This window comes from Halorientalis sp. (assembly GCF_028275115.1).
Classification (GTDB): Archaea; Halobacteriota; Halobacteria; order Halobacteriales; family Haloarculaceae; genus Halorientalis.
On record NZ_JAQCNH010000052.1, the window covers coordinates 20,249 to 38,218 of the forward strand.

Genomic DNA, 17,970 nt, shown 5'->3' on the forward strand with positions numbered 1-17,970 from the left:
ACACCGTCCCGACGCGGCCACCACTTCTGGGTCGTGCTGGGACGCCATCTCTGCACCCGCGGTCAGGCGAACAGTTCGCGGGCGTCTTCGAGTGACTCGACGAGCTTGTCCACTTCCTCCCGCGTGTTGTAGATGTAGAACGAGGCGCGTGCGGACGCCGGAGCGCCGAGTTTGTCGTGCAGCGGCTGGGTGCAGTGGTCGCCGGCCCGAACGGCGACGGCGAACTCGTTGAGAATTTCCGAGGTGTCGTGGGCGTGGACGGCACCGAGGTTGAACGCGACGAGACCACCGCGGTCGTCGCCGGGCGGGCCGTAAATATCGATATCCTCGAACTCCGAGAGTCGGTCGTAGGCGTACTCGGCCAACTGTTCCTCGTGGGCCTGGATGCGCTCCATCCCGATGTCCTCTATGTAGTCGATGGCCTCGGCCAGCGCGATTCCCTGACAGATGTTTGGCGTGCCGGCCTCGAACTTCCAGGGGAGTTCGTTCCAGGTGGCGTCGTCGAAGGTAACCTTCCGGATCATGTCGCCGCCGTAGAGGTACGGCTGCATCGCGTCCAGAATGTGCTCTTTCCCGTAGAGGACGCCGATCCCGGTTGGACCACACATCTTGTGGCCGGAAAACGCCAAAAAGTCGGCGTCGATCGCCTCGACGTCGACCGGCCGGTTGGGCACCGACTGGGCACCGTCGACGAAGATGTAGGCGTCGTGGTCGTGGGCGATGTCGGCGAGAGTCGAGACCGGGTTGACCGTTCCCAGTGCGTTCGAGATGTGGACGACGCTGACCATCTGCGTGTCCTCGGTGATCAGCTCACGGGCGTGGTCCATATCGAGGTACCCCTCGTCGTCGATGCGAATGTACTTGACTGTCGCCCCGGTTCGCTTGGCCACCTGCTGCCACGTGACCAGCGAGGCGTGGTGCTCCATCTCCGTGAGCACCACCTCGTCGCCAGGCCCCAACTCCGAGAGTCCCCAGGCGTAGGCGACGAGATTCATCGACTCGGTGGTGTTCTTCGTAAACACGATCTCCTCGCGGCCGGCCGCACCGATGAACTCCGCCACGCGGTCGTGAGCCCCCTCGTAGGCGATAGAGGCCTCCTGTGAGAGCTGATGGAGCCCGCGGTGGACGTTCGAGTTGTACCGGCGGTAGTAGTCGGCGATGGCATCGACGACCGGTTCCGGCGTCTGGCTGGTCGCTGCGTTGTCGAGGTACACCAGCTGTGTCCCGTCGACCTCCCGCTCTAGGATCGGGAAGTCTTCGCGGATCCGGTCCACGGAAAGCGGCGCTGATTCAGTGGTTCCCATTACCAATATCGAAGGGTTCCGTGCCCAACACTCCTTCGGTCTTGCCGGGTACTGCTAGCTGCTGGCGGTTACGTCTGTGACCGCTCGCGCTCGAACGCCTCGATAGTGCCCGTTACTCCTCCGGCAACGGTGTGCGTGCCGTCCTCAATGTGGACCCGCGTGGTTTCGCCGGTGGCCGAGACCGTCCCGCCTGCTCGGGCTGCGGGAACACCGGTACTCTCGCTTCGCTCGACCCCGGCGCCCGGGTTCGCAGGGCTCGTCCGGACCTCCCAAGCCAGCCTCAGGCCCGACGACCCCGGCTCGGTGGCCCGGACGGCGACCTCGACCCCGCTGCTGTCGTGAATCCGAACTCGCTCACGGGTGAGAGGCGACCGTCCGCGCTCACCCGGTCAGCAGCGACTCGTCGATTTCAACGCCGAGGCCGGGACCTTCGGGTGGGGTGACCACGCCGTCCTCGTGGTCGACGGTCTCTTCGAGCAGGAAATCACGCACGTCGGGCGTCCACGGCGGTTCCATGGGGAACTCACACCACGGCGAGTCGTTGGCGGCCATGACGTGAAGATTGGCGACGAACCCGACCCCGTTGGTCCAGGTGTGGGGTACGTACTCGAGACCGTGCTGGCGCGCCATCGCGGCCACCTCGTCGGCGCGTTTGATTCCCGTCGCCAGCGCGGCGTCCGGCTGTAACACGTCGAGCGACCCCTGCTTTACGAACTCCCGGAAGTGGTGGATACCGTCGTTGAATTCCCCGCCGGCGATGGGCACGTCGACCGCATCGCGCAGGCGGGCGTACTGTTCGTAATCGTGCCGTGGAAGCGGTTCTTCGAGCCAGCGGACACCGCCCACGTCCTCCAGCCCGCGGGCGAATTCGAGGGCCTCCCGGAACGACCACTGGCGTTCGTCTTCCACCACCCGCACCGCCCACCCCTTGTTCGCGTCGACCATCAGCGGCAGGTCGGGGTACGCGTCCCGCACTGCCCGGACGATGTCGATGTGATCCGGCTCGGTTACGCGGAGTTTGACCGCGTCGACGCCCGCCTCGGTCACATCCGCGACGTAGTCGATACGCTCCTCGGCCGGCAGCAGTTCGCCCGTCGACGCGTAGACGGGAATCTCGCTGGTCGACCCCCCGAGCAGTTCGTAGACCGGTTTCCCCGCGTTCTTTCCGATGAGGTCCCACATGGCGATCTCGACGCCCCACGGCCGCGGGCCGACGAGGTTGATGCTGTCGAGCTTTCGCAAGACCCCCTCCACGTCGTGGGGGTCCTCGCCGAGCAAAAAGTACGACAGTGGGTCCGAGAAGTCCATGCCGCCGGCGAAACTCGGCATCGCACCGTACCCGGTGTGGCCGGTGTCGGTACGAATCGCGAACAACTCCACCTCGTGGGTGCCCTGCGGGTAGCCGGGAATCCACGTCGGTTCGAAACTCCCCTCTGCTTGGTGTTCCAAGTGATACTGGTCGACGCCTGTGATCTGCATGGAAACGGAGGGTGTCGGCGGATACAAAAGCGTTCAGCCGGAGCGATGGGGGAGAGGTGTGGACGACGAGCGGCAATCACCTAATCCGAGTCCGAGACCCCACCCTCAAGAAGTCGTTCGAGAATCGAAGATTCTCGTGGTCCCGAAAATCGGAGACTTTCGGACGACGCCGGGCTTCCGGCCCCGGCGGAAGCACGAGCGAGCAGGGTGGGGAGGACAGCGCGGAACGAAGTTCCGCGGGCCGTGCGAACGGCAAAGCCGTGAGCAGAAGCCGACTCGGTCGCAACCAGCCGCCAGACTGTTGCCTGCTCACTCTCAAACAGGCACCATCTCTGGGCGTTCCGTCGCCCCTACGAGTACGTCGCATACAAAGCCAGCGAGCAGGGCATCGAAGCCGTCGAAGTAGACCCACGGAACACGTCAAAGCGGTGTTCGACCTGTTGGGTTTACATCTGCAACAGCTGGGCGTGGCGCGTCTCCTCGATGTCGAGGACGTTCCCCTCCTCGACGAAGCCGTGTTCGATAGCGACTTCTACTGCACGGGTGCCGACGATGTTGGCGACGGCACAGCGAGCGAGGCTGTCGACGACGGCGTCCTCGTCGACCGCCTCGCCGTCGTAGAAATCCGTATCGACGGTGAGCGACACTTGGCCGTTCTCGAAGGTCTCCCCGAGTACGTCGGGGTCACAGACCGACACGAGCAGTCCTTCGTCTGTCTCCCGCTCGTTGAGAATCATTCTTCGAGTTGCTGTTGTTGTTGCTCCTGGACGAGGTCCGCCTCGGCGTTTTCACGCATCTCCTCCGCTTCCTCGGCGACTTCCTCGGCTCTGTCGAACTCGCCCATCTCCTCGAGTGCGCGAGCTTTCTCCTCCAGAATCCGGGTGTTGCGATGGCCCAGCCGGATCGCGTTGTCGAAGGCGTTCAGGGCGTCCTCGGCGAGGCCTCGTTCCAGCATAAAGAAACCGCGGTTGTACCAGGCTTCGGCGAAGCGCTCGTCGATCTCGACGGCGCGTTCGGCGTGTTCGAGCGCCTCCTCGGAGCGGCCGAACTCCCAGAGCGCGTATGCGAGGTTCGTCTCGGCGGTGGCGGCGTGTTCACCCGACTCGTCGATATCGATGGCCTCCCGGTACGCGCCGATGGCCATGTCGTACTCCTCGAGTTGTGCGTGGGCCGCACCTTTGTTGACCCAGGCCTCCTGTTCGATACGGTCGTCCTCGGCGAACTGTGCGACCCGCTCGAAGGCGTCGGTAGCCTGCTCGAAGCGGTTGATCTGCATGTACGACAGCGCCACGTCGAGTAACCGCTCGGTGTCGACCGCCTCCGTCGCGAGGCTGCGCTCGTCGAGCATGTCGGTGAGCGCCCGGGAGTCGATTGGATCGACCTTGTCCGGGTCGACGTCGAGTTCCGGCGGGTCGAGGTCGAACTCGTCGTACGGGTCCGAGAACCCCTGCCCCTCCGAGAACTCGTAGTCGTCGGGCTCTCTGTCTGTCATACCAGTGAGTTGGACGGGCAGGCGGTTAAGAGCTACGTCCCGCCCGGACATCCGTGCCCGCCACCCCTACGTGGACTCGACGAGACGCCGTGCTCGTCTTCTTTGGAACGGTCTACGGCCTGCTCGCGGGTGCCGGCTTGGGAGCGAACGAACCGCCGCTCGTCCCCGCACTGGCAACCGGTCTGGCGTTTCCGCTCGTCACCGCCGCCGTGATCCGGCGACTCCGGACCGGTCGGTTCGACGAGTGGGTTGCAGAGACACGGCGCGGACGCGACGCGATTCTCGCCTTCGCAGCGGCCCTGCTCGTCTGCCGGTCCGCGTCGGTGTGGCACCGCAGGGCGTCCAAGACGGGTTCGAGTGGTGGCTGGCCGGCACCCGGTCTCGTCGCGCCCGGACTCGGGCGGGCGACACACCGGGCTGTCAGTGGGCGACCCGCGGGCGGGGCGTCGGAAGGCTAGTCGTCCGCCGGCGCTTCCGTCTCCTCGGTCGGTCCGAGGGGCTCTTTGGGCCTGATCGGGTCGCCTGACTCCAGGCCCTGGTCGGCCAGTGCCATGCTGCCCAGCACCTCGATGATGAGGCGGTTGGCGAGGCCGCTGGTGACGCCGCCGTTGTAGGAGTTGCTGTCGCTGGTGTCGTACGCGGGCGAGACCTCGACCACGTCGAAGCCGAAGTCCTCGGGGTCCAGCGCCCTGACGACCTCGCGGATCATGTAGATGGCCTCCCGGGGAACGAGTCCGCCGGGTTCCGGTTCGCCGGTGCCGGGCGCGAACGCCGGCTCCATCACGTCCACGTCGAAGGAAACCCAGACGGCGTCGGTGTCCTCGGTGGCCCGCTGGACGGCGTCGGTCACGATGTCGTCGAGGTCCCACTCCTCGACGTCCATCGCAGTGTACCACTTCATGCCGGCCTCGCGCATCTCCTCGTAGATTTCGGGGCCGGGCCAGAACCCACGTGGGCCAATCAGTGTGTAGTTCTCGCCCGTGACGAGACCGTCGTCGAACACGCGCTTGACCCACGCGCCGTGGTCGTACTCGAAACCGGTGAGACCTTCGTCCCCCGTGTCTGCGTGGCAGTCGAAGTGGATCAGGCCTACGTCCTCGTAGCCGTTCGCCTCGGCCCAGCCTTTGATATCCGGATAGCTGATGGAGTGGTCGCCGCCGATGACGATCGGCGTCGCCTGTTCACTGACCTCGGAGACGGCGTCTTCGATGTTCAACTGGCTCTGGCGGGTGTCGCCGGGGGAAACCGACGCGTCACCGGTATCGGCGACGCTGAAGTGGTCGAAGGGGTCGACGCCCGTCTCGATGTTGAAGTGCTGATATGGCGGCGAGGGGACCGTCGAGGCGGCACGCACCGCGCGGGGGCCGTACCGAGTGCCCGGTCTGATCGTCGTCGCCGTGTCCAACGGCGCACCGATGATGCCCACGTCCACGTCCTCCTCGTCGAGGTCCTCGCGGTCGACCTCCGGCAGCTTGAGGAAGGAGGGAATCCCGGAAAAAATAGGTTCGTTCGCCTCGTCGTACGCCTCGCCGTAGATGTCGCGGCCTGATCTGTCGTCAGTCATGATTTGTGTATCCCTGTGGCAGAACGCGGTTCGTTCGTGCCATTTTCGTCGACGTTTATGTGTGATTGGCCAGTATGCAAAAGCGTTCCCTGAGATGTGTAATACGGGCACCCATGTACCGCTGGGCCCAGTGGTTGTCACTGTGTCATTAAATACCTAGAGGATTCGTCGGGTAAGGACGGAGCGGAGAACGGACGGGGTGGTCACTCCGCGATGACCAGTTCGGGGTCCTCGCGAAAGGCGAGGTGGGTCGCGACGGCGAGGGTATCCCGGGTGTGGCGGGCGCTCCGTTCGAGCATATCGACGGCGCGCTGGAGGACGAGTAACGGCTCCGGCCGGCGGTCACGGAGGTAGCCGTTCACCTCCGCAACGTGGTCGTCGACGCTCTCGAGCGCCGTCCGGGCCTCGCAGGTCGTCTCGTAGTCTGGAGTGACGACCGCGGTCCGGGTGGCGTCGGCGGCAGTGTCGAGCGCGTCGGCGAGCGCGTCGACGTGGGCGGCCGTCCTCTCGTCGAGCGCCGACACGTCGTGGTCGCGGACCAGCACGGCGATTTCGGTGGCGGCGTCGGCCATCAACACGATATCCTGAACCGCCGACCGGTAGCCGATTAGCGGGAAGCCCGTGTCGAGGCCGACCGCCCGGTTCAGGCGGGGGTTGCGGTAGGTCGCGAAGACGATTCGGAGAAACAGGTAGAACAGTTTCCGAATCTGGGACTGCCGGTCGACGGCGCGCTCGGCCGCCGTGGCGTCACCCTCCCGGAGGGCAGTCAGAGCGTCACGACGCATCGCCGCTTCCGTCCGGCACAGTCGGCCCAGTAACGTCCCGAGTTCGAAGTCCGTGGGCGCGATGGAACACCGGACCGTGATCTCTGTCCTGCGCTCCTCGACGATGCCGAGTCCCATGAGCCAGCGCTCCGCGTTGAGAACGGCGTCGCGTTGCGGGCCGGTCAGCGGGTCGGTTCCGGCGATGCGGATGAGCTGCCGACCGAGAACGTACTGAGTCTCGATGGCCCGTTCCAGCGCGTCGGCCGCCAGCGAGTCCGCGTCGACCGTCGCCTCCTCGTCGGCGAGTGTCGGGTCTTCGGGGACGAGCAGCAGCGACCCCCCGCTCTCGTCGCGTTGCATGACGAGTTCGTCGCCCTTCTCGATACCGTGGTGTCGAACCCAGTCGGCCGGGACCGTCACGCCGAGCGTCGACGAGCCCAACTGCTGGACCTTCCGTTTCATCCGAATCGGGTCCCGGTTCACGCCCACTCACTCCGTCGCTGGCCGGGAAAAATCGGTCGATGATCGTCCATCTATTCTCGAATTCGTGTTTTGGTCCGTGGCTTAAGCGAGTACTGGTTCAGGAAACAGTACGAAAGTCGAGCCGGGGTAGACGAACGTCTTATTCGTCGCCGTCGTCACCGCCGGCGACGATGGTCCGTTGACCCTCGTCGTCGAGCGAGCGACTCCCGTAGCTGTCGCGGGTGGCATACCCCACGACGACGAACACGACGAGGCTCACGGCGGCGGCAATGAACGTCGGCAGGCCGTCGAACGACGCGGTGAAGATGTCGTTGGGGATGTACAGCAGCGTGTTCTCGTAAGCGTAGGTCGTCGGGACGAGGACGAAAAAGACCAGGCGGGTGACAGAGCCGGCGACCATCGAGGACATCGCGGCGGGCGTGTTCGCCAGGTCCGGCCAGTAGAGGCCGAACACGAGCGGCACCAGTGCGCCGGCGAGCATGATGTCGAACGCCAGCACGAGCAACATGCCGGTCGCCGAGACGCGGAGCGCGAAGAAAATACCCAGCAGCGTGATCGGCACCGCCATCAGCCGCGTCACTTTCAGCAGTTTGTCGCTCTCGCCGCTGAACAAGCCGGCCGAGCCGCCGTCGGCCGCCGTCGCGGCACTCGAGCTCCGTTCCTCGTCGACGCGGATGCCGACGATGTTGCGGGCCATCACGGAGGACGTGCCCAGGATGGCGCCGTCACTGGTCGAGAACGAGGCCGCGACGATACCCGCGATGACGATCGCCGCGAGCCACGGTGGAACGGCGTTCTGTAACAGGACGTACAGCACCGCCTGACTCCCGGGTTCGATGCCCAGACCCGCCAGAATCGACCCCGAGGACAGCGCGACGACGGAGAACGGGATGCCGATGACCAGCGTGCCGGCGGCCCCGACGAAACAGGCCCGCTGGGCCGTCTCGGGGCTGTCGGCTGCGAACACCCGTTCCATGAAGTCGATGGCGACGATGTCACCCAATCCCAGGGCGACGATAGTCGCGAGGTTGATGTACGCACCCTGGCTCGGGTCGGTGAGTTGGCCCAGTGCCATCGGTCCCATCCCGTCGGGAACGGTGATCCCGTACTGGGTCGCCACGAAGACGATGAGCCCGATGGAGCCAAAGAAGGCGACGAACGCCTGGATCACGTCGGTGTACGCGACCGCGAACAGTCCGCCGGCGATGGTGTATGCGAACACGATGGCAGCGATCAGGACGACGCCCGTCGCGTATGAGGTGCCAACGAACGTCTGGAACAGGAACCCGCCGGCCACGAGGTTCCCCGCCAGCAGGAAGGCGTAACTGACGATCATGATGAGACTCGCCAGCATCTCCACGCCGCGGCCGTACCTGCGCCGGAAAAAGTCGGGCAACGTCGTGAGGTTCATCCGATTCATCGGCTTGGCGAAAAACAGGCCGGTGATGAACAGACACAGTGCCAACCCGATGGGCAGTGCCGCGCCGGCCCAGAACCCGGCGGCGGCCACCAGGTCGGTGTTCCCCAGCGTCGCGTTCGCGTCCAGTGACTGGGCCATCAGCGTCGCCGCCGCCAGTGGGAGAATCAGACCCCGTCCCGCGACGATGTAGTTGATGCTGTCACCCTTGATTTTCCGGGAGACGTACAACCCCACCGCCAACATCACGACGATGGCCCCGCCGACCCCGTAGAGGATGAGGCTCACACGACCACCCCGCTTTCCACGGTGACCGATCCGTCACCGAACGCCGTTCGAAATCGAAGTGCTCCAGTCCCACCGCCAAGCTGTGCCACGTTCAGGCTCGTTTTCGTCATAAAAGTTAGGGTCTGTTCACAGTTCAAAGGCTTTCCCATATGATTGTATATCGAATCCGGTACTGATGCAACGAATACCGTCGAATGCGGTGAATCGGTGGACGTGCGGGTAGGACGGTACTACCCTGTCTCGACAGGAGAAATATAAGGCGTACTAGGCCAGACGCGGAAGCGGCTGCCACTCGCCGGGGCTGGACACAGTGTGGCCGACGGGCAGCTCTCGCCAGCGGAGCAGCCCACGCCGGAACAGCCGGTAACTGTGGGACTCACCGCGGGGTGCGAACACGACGAGGGCGTACCGCTCCGGAATCTTCCGCCGGTCAAGGTCCGTCAGCCCCGACGGGGCCGACGCCGACGTGTGGGAGTGATAGCAGACCCGAGGCTCCGGAGGAGCGCGCTCGTCGACAGTGGCGACGAACCGACGCTCGGGTGTGGCCGCTTCGTTCGGTAGAGGGACGTGTTCAGTCGCGTGGAGGCGCCCGCTGCGCCGCTCACAGGATAAAAAACCGCCTGCTTCTCGGGGATGTTCGGCCGCGACGTGTTCTTCGACAGCACGAACGAAAGCCCGCGGGATCGTCACACATCTGATAGGGGTAATCGCCACCACGCAGTCGTCCTCGTCGGGTCTTGGCCCGCGGCACTTAGGACAATTTCGCTCGTATCACACGTCGAGTCGGGTCCCAACGTTCAATTCGCCGTCGACACTGCGACCGGTATGGGCAAGCGACTGTTCGTCAGCGTCGACCTCGACGGCTTCGGCGACGCCGTCGCGGCGGTACAGGACCTGTTTGCGGACGCATCCGGGCTGAACGCCACCGACCCGGAGCAGGCACACGTGACGCTCTTCTTCCTCGGTGACACCGATTCCGACCGTCTCGACGAGGTCACGGCCACGCTCGACGCCGCTATCGCCGAATCGGGCGTCGACCCCTTCACCGCCGAGTTCGGTGGCCTCGGCGTGTTCCCGTCTCTCGAGTACATCAGCGTCGTCTGGCTCGACGTCGAATCCGGCGGTGACCGTCTAACCGCCCTCCACGAGGCGGTCGCGCCACCGCTGGTCGAACTGGGCTTCGAACCGCCGGACCACGAGTTCACACCACACGTCACCGTCGCGCGGATGGAACACGCCGGCGGGAAAGCCCCGGTCCAGAACGCCGTCCGGAACCGGGAACCGGTAGCGGGCCGACTCCGTGTCGACGAAATCCGCCTCACCGAGAGCCGCCTCATCGACGATGGACCGGCGTACACGACGGTCGAATCGTTCCCGCTCCGATAAGTAAAAGAAATATATAATTAGATACTTATTATATTTCTGTTATCTAATGTCTCACCTCATGCAAGCAGATATCATACTAGATAACCTGCGGCGAAGGGTATTAAGAGGTGGCCGATGAGAGCCGTCCACAATGCGCGAAAAGCGAAAAATAGACGATGTCGCCGGAGATATCAAATATACGCACTGTGGCGACAGAGCACAGCCCGACCACTTTGGGGCGGCCGAAACATCAGACAGCAGCAATAGTTTATATTCTAGTACTTTCGGAGTAGCGACCCGGAGTCCCGTCGGGGCCAGAGAGGCAACGCGATGACGGACGGCCAGCAGACTGACGACGAGACGGAACTCGCTCGTCGGACCCTGCTCAAGGGCACTGGACTGGCCGCGGTCGGAGCAACCGTCGTGGCCGGTTGCCTCGGCAGTGACGACGACCCCGAGCAGCCGGTCGAGCGGCAGTTCGGGTACGGCGGTGTACCGGTCGGGGCTGCAGGGGCCGGTTCGGTCGCCGCAGCGAGCGCCGCGACCGCAGAGCAGGAGCCAAACGACGCACGAGCAGATGCGACGGTGGTCCAGAAGGACACGGCGATCAGCGGAACGCTGGACATCGGGGAGGTTGACTGGTACGCGGTCGACGTAACCACTGGCGAACAGTTGACTGTCGAGTACACGACACAGGACCACGCGGGCGTCGCGGTCGTCGCGATCTACAGCGACGGCGGTGACTTCGAGGACCAGGTGTACGCCAGCGCGACGGCACCGGTCGAACTGACGGAAACGACCACGACCGACGGCCAGTACTACATCCAAGTCGTCGACGTCGAAGACGGTAGCGGCGACTACACCGTGACCGTTCGGTCCGGGACGACCGAGACACAGACGACGACCGAAACGCCGACCACCACGACCGAGACACAGACGACGACCGAAATGCCGACCACTACGACCGCGACGCAGACGACGACCGAAACGCCGACCACTACGACCGCGACGCAGACGACCACCACGACGTCCGAATCGTACGGGACACAGGACTACGGGGAATACGGCTACGGCGGCACGGTCTAACGCCTGACCGCTGCCGGTCGCTCCCGACCGTCCTCGGCCGCCCGACAGTGCCACTGCCGAACGGACTCAAAACACAGTGTCTCTCGTAACTGCTCGAACAGCAGTAGTGTCTGTGGCGTTCTATAGGGAGAGGCGACGGTGCCGACGGGCGTTGCTTCCTACGACGGGCCGACACGACACGACGGCCGGCGGACTGGCGGCCGCGCCAGCCGAGCGTGGCATTGCCGGTACCGTACGGGCATCGGCGGCGACTGATCCGACCGTGTCCGCGGTGGGCGCGGGCGCGGACCCCGCCGGCGACGGTACGCTCTACGAGCAGCGAGAGCGAGTCGGACGCAGTGTCCCCTCTGTACGGCAGCGGCGCGAGTCGCAGTCCCGCCGCTCGCGAGTTCGGAACGAGAGAAGACGCAGGAACGCCAGTGTGCCACCCCCGGCGTGGCAACCGCCGTGACGCGAACGCGCCGGTGAGCTGTTCAGTCTGCGCCGAACCCGATGGTCGGACCACCGGGGAGGAGTCGCGTGAGCGAACACGTCCCGTCCTCGGTCGGCGTCAGCTCCAGTCGGGCCGTCGCACCTGGCGAGAGCGTTTTCGCACGCTCACGGAGCAGTTCGTCCGCGTAGTCGACCACTTCCACCGTCTCGCCGGTCGCCGGCTTCGTGACCGTCATCCTGCCGCGCTCGTCCATCGGCGATACGATAGTGACCGTTTCTCCACTCTCAGTCGACTTCGTCGTTGACATCAAATAGCAAAATGCGAAATTAGAATATAAACGTTGGGTACTAGGCGATAGAAATGCGTGGATGTCTACGGAACTCTCGAAAGTTCCTACGAGTGTATAAGGGTCACCCCGAGACGCCTGCTGTCGTCCGTTTAGGTCGTCCAAAAAATCAACTCAGTGACAATTCTTAAGCCGTCGACGTCCGAAGTTCGGACATGGGGCCGCTCGCGAACCTGACCCTGGTGTTCGCCGCGGGGCTGGTTACGGCACTGGCTACGGGGCTGGGCGCACTCCCGTTTTTCCTCATCTCGGAGGTGAGCGACCGACTGCAGGTCGGGCTTTGGGGACTGGCCTCGGGAATCATGATCTCGGCGTCGACGTTCGGACTCATCCTGGAGGGGATGGCCGAAGCCGACGGCCGCGGTGACTACCTGCTGATCGCTGTCGGGTTGGCGGCGGGCGTCGCGCTCGTCGTCGTCGCCGACAGGGCCATCTCCGATCACCAATTCGACGCCAGGGAGTACGAGGAGGCCGACTTCCAGAAACTGGTCCTGATTTTAGGTATCCTGACGGTCCACAGTTTCCCGGAAGGTGTCGCTGTCGGCGTCTCTTTTGCCGAATTGAACCTCGAAGGCGGGTTCGCGCTCGGCCCGTTCGTCGTGCCGCTTCTGGCGGTGTTCATGACCGTCGCCATCTCAATCCACAACGTTCCGGAGGGGCTGGCGATCTCCATCCCGCTCCGGTCGATGGACGTGCCCAATTGGAAGATGGTCTGGTGGGCGGTGTTCTCCAGTCTCCCCCAGCCCATCGGCGCAGTGTTGGCCTTCTACTTCGTGCGGATCGCTCGGGAGTTCCTGCCGGCCGGGTTCGGCTTCGCCGCGGGCGCGATGATCTATCTCGTTCTTTCGGAGTTCGTGCCCGAGGCCCTGGAGATGGGCAGTGGGCTCCCGGGCCGTGGCTACCGGGAACTGGCTACTGGCCTCGCCGTTGGGTTCGCGGTGATGGTGCCCTTGGCGTTTCTGTAGGGGGCGCCGGAGCGGTCGCTGTGCGGCCGGCCTCGAGTACGTTGTACCGAGCACAACGCAGTGAGCGCTCGAGCTTTTTCGCCCACGTTTTTCAAGAAACGGTTCGCGCCGCTGGCGCGAACCCGACACAAAAAAAGCTGAGCGCGGTGCGAAAGAACACAAATTTAAGCGCCGACGAGGTAGAGAAGTGCACTATGGGTAAGAAGTCGAAAGCCAAGAAAAAGCGTCTCGCAAAGAAGGACCGACAGAATAGCCGAATTCCGGCGTGGGTCATGCTCAAAACGGACCGCGAGGTCCAGCGCAACCCGCAGCGTCGCAGTTGGCGTAGCAGCGACACCGACGAATAATGAGCGCGAGTGACTTCGAGGAGCGGGTCGTCACCGTTCCGCTTCGCGACCTGAACGCGGAACCGAAACACGAACGCGCCGGCAAGGCCATGACGCTGATCCGTGAACACCTCGCTCAGCACTTCAGCGTCGAGGGTGACGCCGTTCGGCTGGACCCCTCGATCAACGAAGCGATCTGGGAGCGCGGTCAAAAAAAGCCCCCGAGTAAGCTTCGAGTACGGGCCGCCCGCTTCGAGGAGGAGGGCGAAGCCGTAGTCGAAGCAGAGACGGCATAGCTTTGCTTCGCGCGGCCTTTGCCGGCTCGGCATACGTCGGCGTCTTCGCTCGGGCCACCGACGACTGTCTGCTCGTCCGCCCCGACGCCGACGACGACCGCTGTGAGAGTCTCGCCGACGAACTCGAGGTCCCGGCCGTCCCGACGACGGTCGGTGGTTCGGGGACCGTCGGCGCGCTGGCGACCGGCAACGAAAACGGTCTGCTGGTCAGCGGCCGCGCTACCGACCGCGAACGCGAGACCATCGAAGACGCCGTCGCCCTACCGGTCACCGCACTCCCGGGCCGGATTACCGCTGCCGGGAACGTCGTCCTGGCTAACGACACCGGAGCGTACCTCCACCCGGACCTCTCCCGCGAGGCCGTCCAGACGGTCAAAACAGCCCTCGACGTCCCCGTCGAACGCGGCACACTGGCCGGCGTTCGGACCGTCGGCACCGCCGCTGTCGCCACGAACCGGGGCGTCCTCTGTCACCCAAAGACCACCGACGAGGAACTGGATTTCCTCGAAGACCTGCTCGACGTGCCTGCCGACATCGGCACCATCAACTACGGCGGACCGTTGGTGGGTTCGGGCCTGCTCGCCAACGAGAACGGTTACGTGGTGGGCGAAGACACCACGGGGCCTGAACTGGGCCGGATCGAGGACGCCCTGGGCTACATCTGACGGCGGTCGCTCCCTGGACCTGTCTCAGAACCGTTGTTTCTCGACGGTCTCGCGGATTTCGTCGGCCCGCTCGACGCCCGCCGCCATCGGGCCGAACGGTTCGTCGAGCGTCGCCGAAAGCGCCGCCTCCGCACGGTCGACGGCCGCCTCGTCGCCTTTCTCGTCCCTGAGGCCCTCGAACGCTGCCGTCACCGCCTCGTCTGTGGCCCCCGATCGCTCGCCACGACCGAAAACCGCTGTCACCTGTCACTTAAAATAAATGGAGCGGCGTATATTTGGGTCTCAGGCTGTTGTGCGTGTGGCATCAATTATCATCCGCGATAGCCCCGCCAGCGTCTATCGCCGTTCTGGTACGTTCGCCAGCGGCCGACGGGGCAGACGACGCAACCCGAACGCTCGCACGACTCTGTGAACGTTTTATATCTCGCGGTATATGCGACAGTATGGCCACAGGTACAGATACAAGTTCACTCGCCGCGTTCGTCCGTGAGCGGCCGTTCGGTATCGCTCTCGCCGTCCTCGTCGCCGTCCTCTTTGTCGACCTGTTCCGCAAACTTGGGGCCGGTGGGATCACCGTTGCCGACCTCGCCGGGTTCCTCAAAGACGGCACCGTGCTGGGACTGTCGCTCGGCCTCGCGGGAATCGGCTTGGCGATGACGTACAGTATCCTCAACTTCGCCAACTTCGCACACGGCGACTACATCACTATCGGCGGCGTGGCTGGCTGGATCGCTACGTTCCTCGTCAGCGGACTCGGCTCGGCCGAGTTGGAATCGCTCGCGCTGTTGACGGCGTCGTCGCGGACCCTCGGGGTCAGTGTCGCGACGGCGCCGGTCGCCATCGTCGTCGGACTACTCGTCGCGGTGGTTCTGACCGCCGCGATGGCGCTTTTGATCGACCGGCTGGTGTTCCGGCCGATGCGCGGCCAGCGCGGAATCTCTCTCCTCATCGCCAGCGTCGGGGTCGCGCTCGCGGTGCGATACCTGCTGGTGTTCACGCTCCAAAGCGGACCTCGCGGGCTGACCGCCGGTCCGGCGACGCCCTCGTGGGACCTCGCGGTCGGTAGCGGGACGGTGACGGTCACCGCACACGAACTCACGCTGGCCGCGCTGGCGGTGGCACTGATGCTCGGGACGCATGTCCTCCTGCGATACACGACATTCGGCACTGCCATGCGTGCCATGGCCGACAACGAGGACCTCGCGCAGGTCAGTGGGATTCCGACAGAGCGGGTCATCCGGACCACCTGGCTGCTCGGGGCCGGCCTGACCGGCGCGGCCGGATTCCTAATCGCGCTGGAACGCGGCGCGCTCACGACCAGTTTCGGGTGGCAACTGCTCCTGCTCGTGTTCGCGGCGGTCATCCTCGGTGGCATCGGCTCTGTCTACGGCGCGATGGTCGGCGGACTCGTGATCGGGCTCGCGAGTCGGCTCTCGCTCGTGTGGCTCCCCGAGAGCTTCATCATCGTGGCGGCGTTCGTCGTGATGATCGTCATCCTACTGGTGCGCCCGGAGGGACTGCTCGGAGGTGTGACGACCGTATGAGCGCCCGACTCGACGGCCCCCTGGCCGCGGCCACCGAGTGGTTCGACGGCCGGAGCGACGCTGCGCTCCTGCTGATGCTGGCCGCCGGACTGTACGCGCTGTTCACGCTCGTTTCGCTCGTGCTGGGGTACGACCTCGGTGGAATCGTCAACACACTCCGACGTATCACGTTCCTCTCGGCCATCTACGCGATGCTCGTGCTGGCGCTGAACCTCCAGTGGGGGTACACCGGCCTGTTCAACCTCGGTGTCGCCGGGTTCATGGCCATCGGTGTCTACACGATGGGGATGCTCAGCACTGCTCCCACTACCAGTCCGCCGGGGCTGGGCCTCCCCCTGCCGGTCGGGATCGCCGGCGGCGTCCTCGCCGCCGCGCTGGTGGGGACTGTCGCGTCGTTACCGGCCCTGCGCCTGCGCGGCGACTACCTGGCCATCGTCACGCTCGCGTTCTCCGAGATCGTCCGACTGACCTACCGCTCACCCGTGTTCGAGACGTTCTCGGTCGGCGGCGTCTCGCTCGGTACCGGCGGCTCGACGGGGATGTCCCTCCCCACCAACCCGATCCGGATGCTGTTCTACGAGAACCCACAGGAGGTCACGTCGCCGCCCTCGGCCTTCGGCGAGGCGGTGTTCGGGACCTTCGAGGCCATTGGCGTTCGCGCCCCGGTCGTCGAGGGGACGGCGTACGCCATCGTCCTCCTGGTGTTCGTCGCGGGCGTGTACGGACTCCTGCGCCGCGTCGGCAACTCGCCGTTCGGACGTGTGCTGAAGGCCATCCGCGAAGACGAGACCGTCGCGAGCGCCCTGGGGAAAGACACCCGACTGTTCAAAATAAAAGTGTTCGCGCTCGGCTGTGGGCTGATGGGGCTGGCGGCTATCCTCTGGCGAATCGGCGGGCTGGCCTCGACGGAGGACTTCCGACCAATTACGACCTTCTACGTCTTCGTCGCGCTCATCATCGGTGGTGCCGGGTCCAACACCGGGAGCGTCATGGGCGGTGCGGTGTTCGCCAGCCTGCTGTTCGAGGGACCGAACTTCGTCCGTCGGGTCGCCACGCAGTACTTCGACGTCGGGTTCGGCCAGACACCGAACACTATCTTCGAGGCCGTCGGCCCGCTGGCTTCGCTGGACCTGACGCCCCTGCTCGCGTACACGCTCTCGGACGTGAACGTCTCGGCCCTGCGACTCGTCCTGCTCGGCGTCGTCCTCGTCTACCTCATCCAGAACCGCCCAGAGGGCCTGCTGGGCCACCGGACGGAAACCGCCGCGAGCGTCGACCTCGGGGAGCGCCCGGGAGGTGAGGAGCGATGACGACCCCCTCCACGGACACCGACGAAGCGGCCACCAGTCGGCCGGCCGCGGCCACAGAGGACGGCACCACTGGCGCGCCGCTGTTACAGGTCCGGAACCTTCGGAAGTCTTTCGGCGGAATCACGGCCGTCGACGGCGCGACGTTCGACGTCGACCGCGGCACGATTACCGGCCTCATCGGACCCAACGGTGCGGGCAAATCGACCACCTTCGACCTCGTCACGGGGGTGCAGACGCCCGACAGCGGGCAGGTGATTTTCGACGGCACCGACACCACCGGTTGGCGACCCCACCGATCGGCCAACCGTGGGCTCGTCCGGACCTTCCAGATTGCCCGCGAACTCGACGAGATGACCGTACTGGAGAACGCGATGCTCGCTCCGCGAGGCCAGCTCGGCGAGCAACTCTGGCGAGCAGTGCTCCCCGGGGTCCGTGACGAGGTGGTCAAGCAGGAAGAGCGGCTGCGCGAGCAGGCCTGGGAGACGCTGGAGTTCCTCGAACTCGACCACCTCGCCGAGGAGTACGCCGGCGGGCTCTCGGGCGGCCAGCGCAAACTCCTGGAACTGGCTCGAGTCCTGATGCTCGAACCGGAGATGATTCTGCTCGACGAGCCACTGGCCGGCGTCAACCCGACCCTCGAGACGAAACTGCTCGAACGCCTCCACGCCCTGCGGGACGACGGCTACACCTTCCTGCTCGTCGAACACGACATGGACGTCATCATGAACCACTGTGAACCGGTAATCGTCCTCCACCAGGGGTCGGTCCTGGTCGAGGGACCGCCGGAGCAGGTCAAAAGCGACGACCGCGTGCTGGAGGCGTACCTCGGGGAGGACGTCTGAG

The 17,970-nt window shown here is 65.0% G+C and carries 20 protein-coding genes and 1 pseudogene; 11 read left to right on the forward strand and 10 right to left on the reverse strand.

All coding sequences use genetic code 11. The features are described 5' to 3' along the window. Positions 1-62 precede the first annotated feature (62 nt). Positions 63-1,304 carry an aminotransferase class V-fold PLP-dependent enzyme gene (locus tag Q0964_RS07695; RefSeq protein ID WP_299265572.1) on the reverse strand — a complete coding sequence of 414 codons (1,242 nt, stop codon included), beginning with the start codon at positions 1,302-1,304 and terminating at the stop codon, positions 63-65. A gap of 381 nt (positions 1,305-1,685) precedes the next feature. After that, entirely contained in the window at positions 1,686-2,783 is a 1,098-nt protein-coding gene (locus Q0964_RS07700) for a mandelate racemase/muconate lactonizing enzyme family protein (protein ID WP_299265575.1), read from the reverse strand. 324 nt (positions 2,784-3,107) lie between these two features. Here Q0964_RS07700 and Q0964_RS07705 point away from each other — a divergent pair. Then, positions 3,108-3,224: pseudogene (locus Q0964_RS07705) on the forward strand (zinc ribbon domain-containing protein); the annotation flags it as partial. 5 nt (positions 3,225-3,229) lie between these two features. Here the strand turns inward: Q0964_RS07705 and Q0964_RS07710 are convergent. Further along, positions 3,230-3,520 (reverse strand): DUF424 domain-containing protein, encoded by a 291-nt coding sequence (locus Q0964_RS07710; RefSeq protein ID WP_299265577.1) that lies wholly within the window; start codon positions 3,518-3,520, stop codon positions 3,230-3,232. Continuing rightward, on the reverse strand, positions 3,517-4,275 hold the full coding sequence (locus Q0964_RS07715; RefSeq protein WP_299265578.1) for a tetratricopeptide repeat protein: 759 nt from the start codon (positions 4,273-4,275) through the stop codon (positions 3,517-3,519). The genes Q0964_RS07710 and Q0964_RS07715 overlap by 4 nt, the downstream gene beginning before the upstream one ends. 53 nt (positions 4,276-4,328) lie before the next feature. Between Q0964_RS07715 and Q0964_RS07720 the strand changes: the two genes are divergently transcribed. Continuing rightward, entirely contained in the window at positions 4,329-4,733 is a 405-nt protein-coding gene (locus tag Q0964_RS07720; protein ID WP_299265579.1) for a hypothetical protein, read from the forward strand. Here Q0964_RS07720 and Q0964_RS07725 read toward each other — a convergent pair. The 4 genes from Q0964_RS07725 to Q0964_RS07740 form a co-directional block, all read right to left on the reverse strand. Beyond that, positions 4,730-5,839 (reverse strand): agmatinase family protein, encoded by a 1,110-nt coding sequence (locus Q0964_RS07725; protein ID WP_299265581.1) that lies wholly within the window; start codon positions 5,837-5,839, stop codon positions 4,730-4,732. The two genes, Q0964_RS07720 and Q0964_RS07725, sit on opposite strands and share 4 nt — an antisense overlap. 203 nt (positions 5,840-6,042) lie before the next feature. After that, complete coding sequence (locus tag Q0964_RS07730) at positions 6,043-7,065, reverse strand: phosphate uptake regulator PhoU (protein WP_349254446.1); 1,023 nt, start codon at positions 7,063-7,065, stop codon at positions 6,043-6,045. A 160-nt stretch (positions 7,066-7,225) separates the two neighbouring features. Continuing rightward, on the reverse strand, positions 7,226-8,791 hold the full coding sequence (locus tag Q0964_RS07735) for a high affinity choline transporter 1 (RefSeq protein ID WP_299265584.1): 1,566 nt from the start codon (positions 8,789-8,791) through the stop codon (positions 7,226-7,228). 264 nt (positions 8,792-9,055) lie between these two features. Continuing rightward, positions 9,056-9,508, reverse strand: a complete 453-nt coding sequence (locus Q0964_RS07740; RefSeq protein WP_349254445.1) for a M67 family metallopeptidase — start codon at positions 9,506-9,508, stop codon at positions 9,056-9,058. Positions 9,509-9,616: 108 nt separating this feature from the next. Here Q0964_RS07740 and thpR point away from each other — a divergent pair, with 108 nt between their 5' ends. Next, positions 9,617-10,177 carry an RNA 2',3'-cyclic phosphodiesterase gene (thpR, locus tag Q0964_RS07745; protein WP_299265586.1) on the forward strand — a complete coding sequence of 187 codons (561 nt, stop codon included), beginning with the start codon at positions 9,617-9,619 and terminating at the stop codon, positions 10,175-10,177. Positions 10,178-10,486: 309 nt separating this feature from the next. Then, a complete protein-coding gene (locus Q0964_RS07750; protein ID WP_299265588.1) occupies positions 10,487-11,242 on the forward strand; it encodes a hypothetical protein in 756 nt (251 codons plus the stop codon). A gap of 473 nt (positions 11,243-11,715) precedes the next feature. Here Q0964_RS07750 and Q0964_RS07755 read toward each other — a convergent pair whose 3' ends face one another. Further along, positions 11,716-11,982 carry a DUF7999 family protein gene (locus Q0964_RS07755; RefSeq protein WP_299265590.1) on the reverse strand — a complete coding sequence of 89 codons (267 nt, stop codon included), beginning with the start codon at positions 11,980-11,982 and terminating at the stop codon, positions 11,716-11,718. A 194-nt stretch (positions 11,983-12,176) separates the two neighbouring features. Between Q0964_RS07755 and Q0964_RS07760 the strand changes: the two genes are divergently transcribed. From Q0964_RS07760 to Q0964_RS07775, 4 genes are all read left to right on the forward strand, one after another. Then, positions 12,177-12,986, forward strand: a complete 810-nt coding sequence (locus Q0964_RS07760; RefSeq protein WP_299265592.1) for a ZIP family metal transporter — start codon at positions 12,177-12,179, stop codon at positions 12,984-12,986. A gap of 194 nt (positions 12,987-13,180) precedes the next feature. Then, complete coding sequence (locus tag Q0964_RS07765) at positions 13,181-13,333, forward strand: 50S ribosomal protein L39e (RefSeq protein WP_299265594.1); 153 nt, start codon at positions 13,181-13,183, stop codon at positions 13,331-13,333. Continuing rightward, positions 13,333-13,608, forward strand: coding sequence for a 50S ribosomal protein L31e (locus Q0964_RS07770; RefSeq protein ID WP_299265596.1), 276 nt, complete (start codon positions 13,333-13,335; stop codon positions 13,606-13,608). The genes Q0964_RS07765 and Q0964_RS07770 overlap by 1 nt, the downstream gene beginning before the upstream one ends. Before the next feature lie 2 nt (positions 13,609-13,610). Then, positions 13,611-14,273 carry a translation initiation factor IF-6 gene (locus tag Q0964_RS07775; RefSeq protein ID WP_299265598.1) on the forward strand — a complete coding sequence of 221 codons (663 nt, stop codon included), beginning with the start codon at positions 13,611-13,613 and terminating at the stop codon, positions 14,271-14,273. A 24-nt stretch (positions 14,274-14,297) separates the two neighbouring features. Here Q0964_RS07775 and Q0964_RS07780 read toward each other — a convergent pair whose 3' ends face one another. After that, positions 14,298-14,516: a hypothetical protein gene (locus Q0964_RS07780; RefSeq protein WP_299265599.1), complete on the reverse strand. Its 219-nt coding sequence runs from the start codon at positions 14,514-14,516 to the stop codon at positions 14,298-14,300. A gap of 200 nt (positions 14,517-14,716) precedes the next feature. On the opposite strand from Q0964_RS07780, the gene Q0964_RS07785 reads away from it, so the two are divergent. The 3 genes from Q0964_RS07785 to Q0964_RS07795 are packed head-to-tail and all read left to right on the forward strand — an operon-like array spanning position 14,717 to position 17,969. Continuing rightward, on the forward strand, positions 14,717-15,817 hold the full coding sequence (locus Q0964_RS07785) for a branched-chain amino acid ABC transporter permease (RefSeq protein ID WP_299265601.1): 1,101 nt from the start codon (positions 14,717-14,719) through the stop codon (positions 15,815-15,817). After that, positions 15,814-17,127, forward strand: a complete 1,314-nt coding sequence (locus Q0964_RS07790) for a branched-chain amino acid ABC transporter permease (RefSeq protein ID WP_299265604.1) — start codon at positions 15,814-15,816, stop codon at positions 17,125-17,127. Before Q0964_RS07785 ends, Q0964_RS07790 begins: the two co-directional genes overlap by 4 nt. Beyond that, entirely contained in the window at positions 17,124-17,969 is an 846-nt protein-coding gene (locus Q0964_RS07795; protein WP_299265607.1) for an ABC transporter ATP-binding protein, read from the forward strand. Before Q0964_RS07790 ends, Q0964_RS07795 begins: the two co-directional genes overlap by 4 nt. The last annotated feature ends 1 nt before the right edge of the window (position 17,970 follow it).

Bases quoted from the DNA above. Each gene is read 5' to 3' on its own strand.
- Q0964_RS07695 (WP_299265572.1), bottom strand. From the start codon at position 1,304: ATGGGAACCACTGAATCAGCGCCGCTTTCCGTGGACCGGATCCGCGAA.
- Q0964_RS07700 (WP_299265575.1), bottom strand. From the start codon at position 2,783: ATGCAGATCACAGGCGTCGACCAGTATCACTTGGAACACCAAGCAGAG.
- Q0964_RS07710 (WP_299265577.1), bottom strand. From the start codon at position 3,520: ATGATTCTCAACGAGCGGGAGACAGACGAAGGACTGCTCGTGTCGGTC.
- Q0964_RS07715 (WP_299265578.1), bottom strand. From the start codon at position 4,275: ATGACAGACAGAGAGCCCGACGACTACGAGTTCTCGGAGGGGCAGGGG.
- Q0964_RS07725 (WP_299265581.1), bottom strand. From the start codon at position 5,839: ATGACTGACGACAGATCAGGCCGCGACATCTACGGCGAGGCGTACGAC.
- Q0964_RS07730 (WP_349254446.1), bottom strand. From the start codon at position 7,065: ATGAAACGGAAGGTCCAGCAGTTGGGCTCGTCGACGCTCGGCGTGACG.
- thpR (WP_299265586.1), top strand. From the start codon at position 9,617: ATGGGCAAGCGACTGTTCGTCAGCGTCGACCTCGACGGCTTCGGCGAC.
- Q0964_RS07750 (WP_299265588.1), top strand. From the start codon at position 10,487: ATGACGGACGGCCAGCAGACTGACGACGAGACGGAACTCGCTCGTCGG.
- Q0964_RS07755 (WP_299265590.1), bottom strand. From the start codon at position 11,982: ATGTCAACGACGAAGTCGACTGAGAGTGGAGAAACGGTCACTATCGTA.
- Q0964_RS07760 (WP_299265592.1), top strand. From the start codon at position 12,177: ATGGGGCCGCTCGCGAACCTGACCCTGGTGTTCGCCGCGGGGCTGGTT.
- Q0964_RS07765 (WP_299265594.1), top strand. From the start codon at position 13,181: ATGGGTAAGAAGTCGAAAGCCAAGAAAAAGCGTCTCGCAAAGAAGGAC.
- Q0964_RS07770 (WP_299265596.1), top strand. From the start codon at position 13,333: ATGAGCGCGAGTGACTTCGAGGAGCGGGTCGTCACCGTTCCGCTTCGC.
- Q0964_RS07785 (WP_299265601.1), top strand. From the start codon at position 14,717: ATGGCCACAGGTACAGATACAAGTTCACTCGCCGCGTTCGTCCGTGAG.
- Q0964_RS07790 (WP_299265604.1), top strand. From the start codon at position 15,814: ATGAGCGCCCGACTCGACGGCCCCCTGGCCGCGGCCACCGAGTGGTTC.
- Q0964_RS07795 (WP_299265607.1), top strand. From the start codon at position 17,124: ATGACGACCCCCTCCACGGACACCGACGAAGCGGCCACCAGTCGGCCG.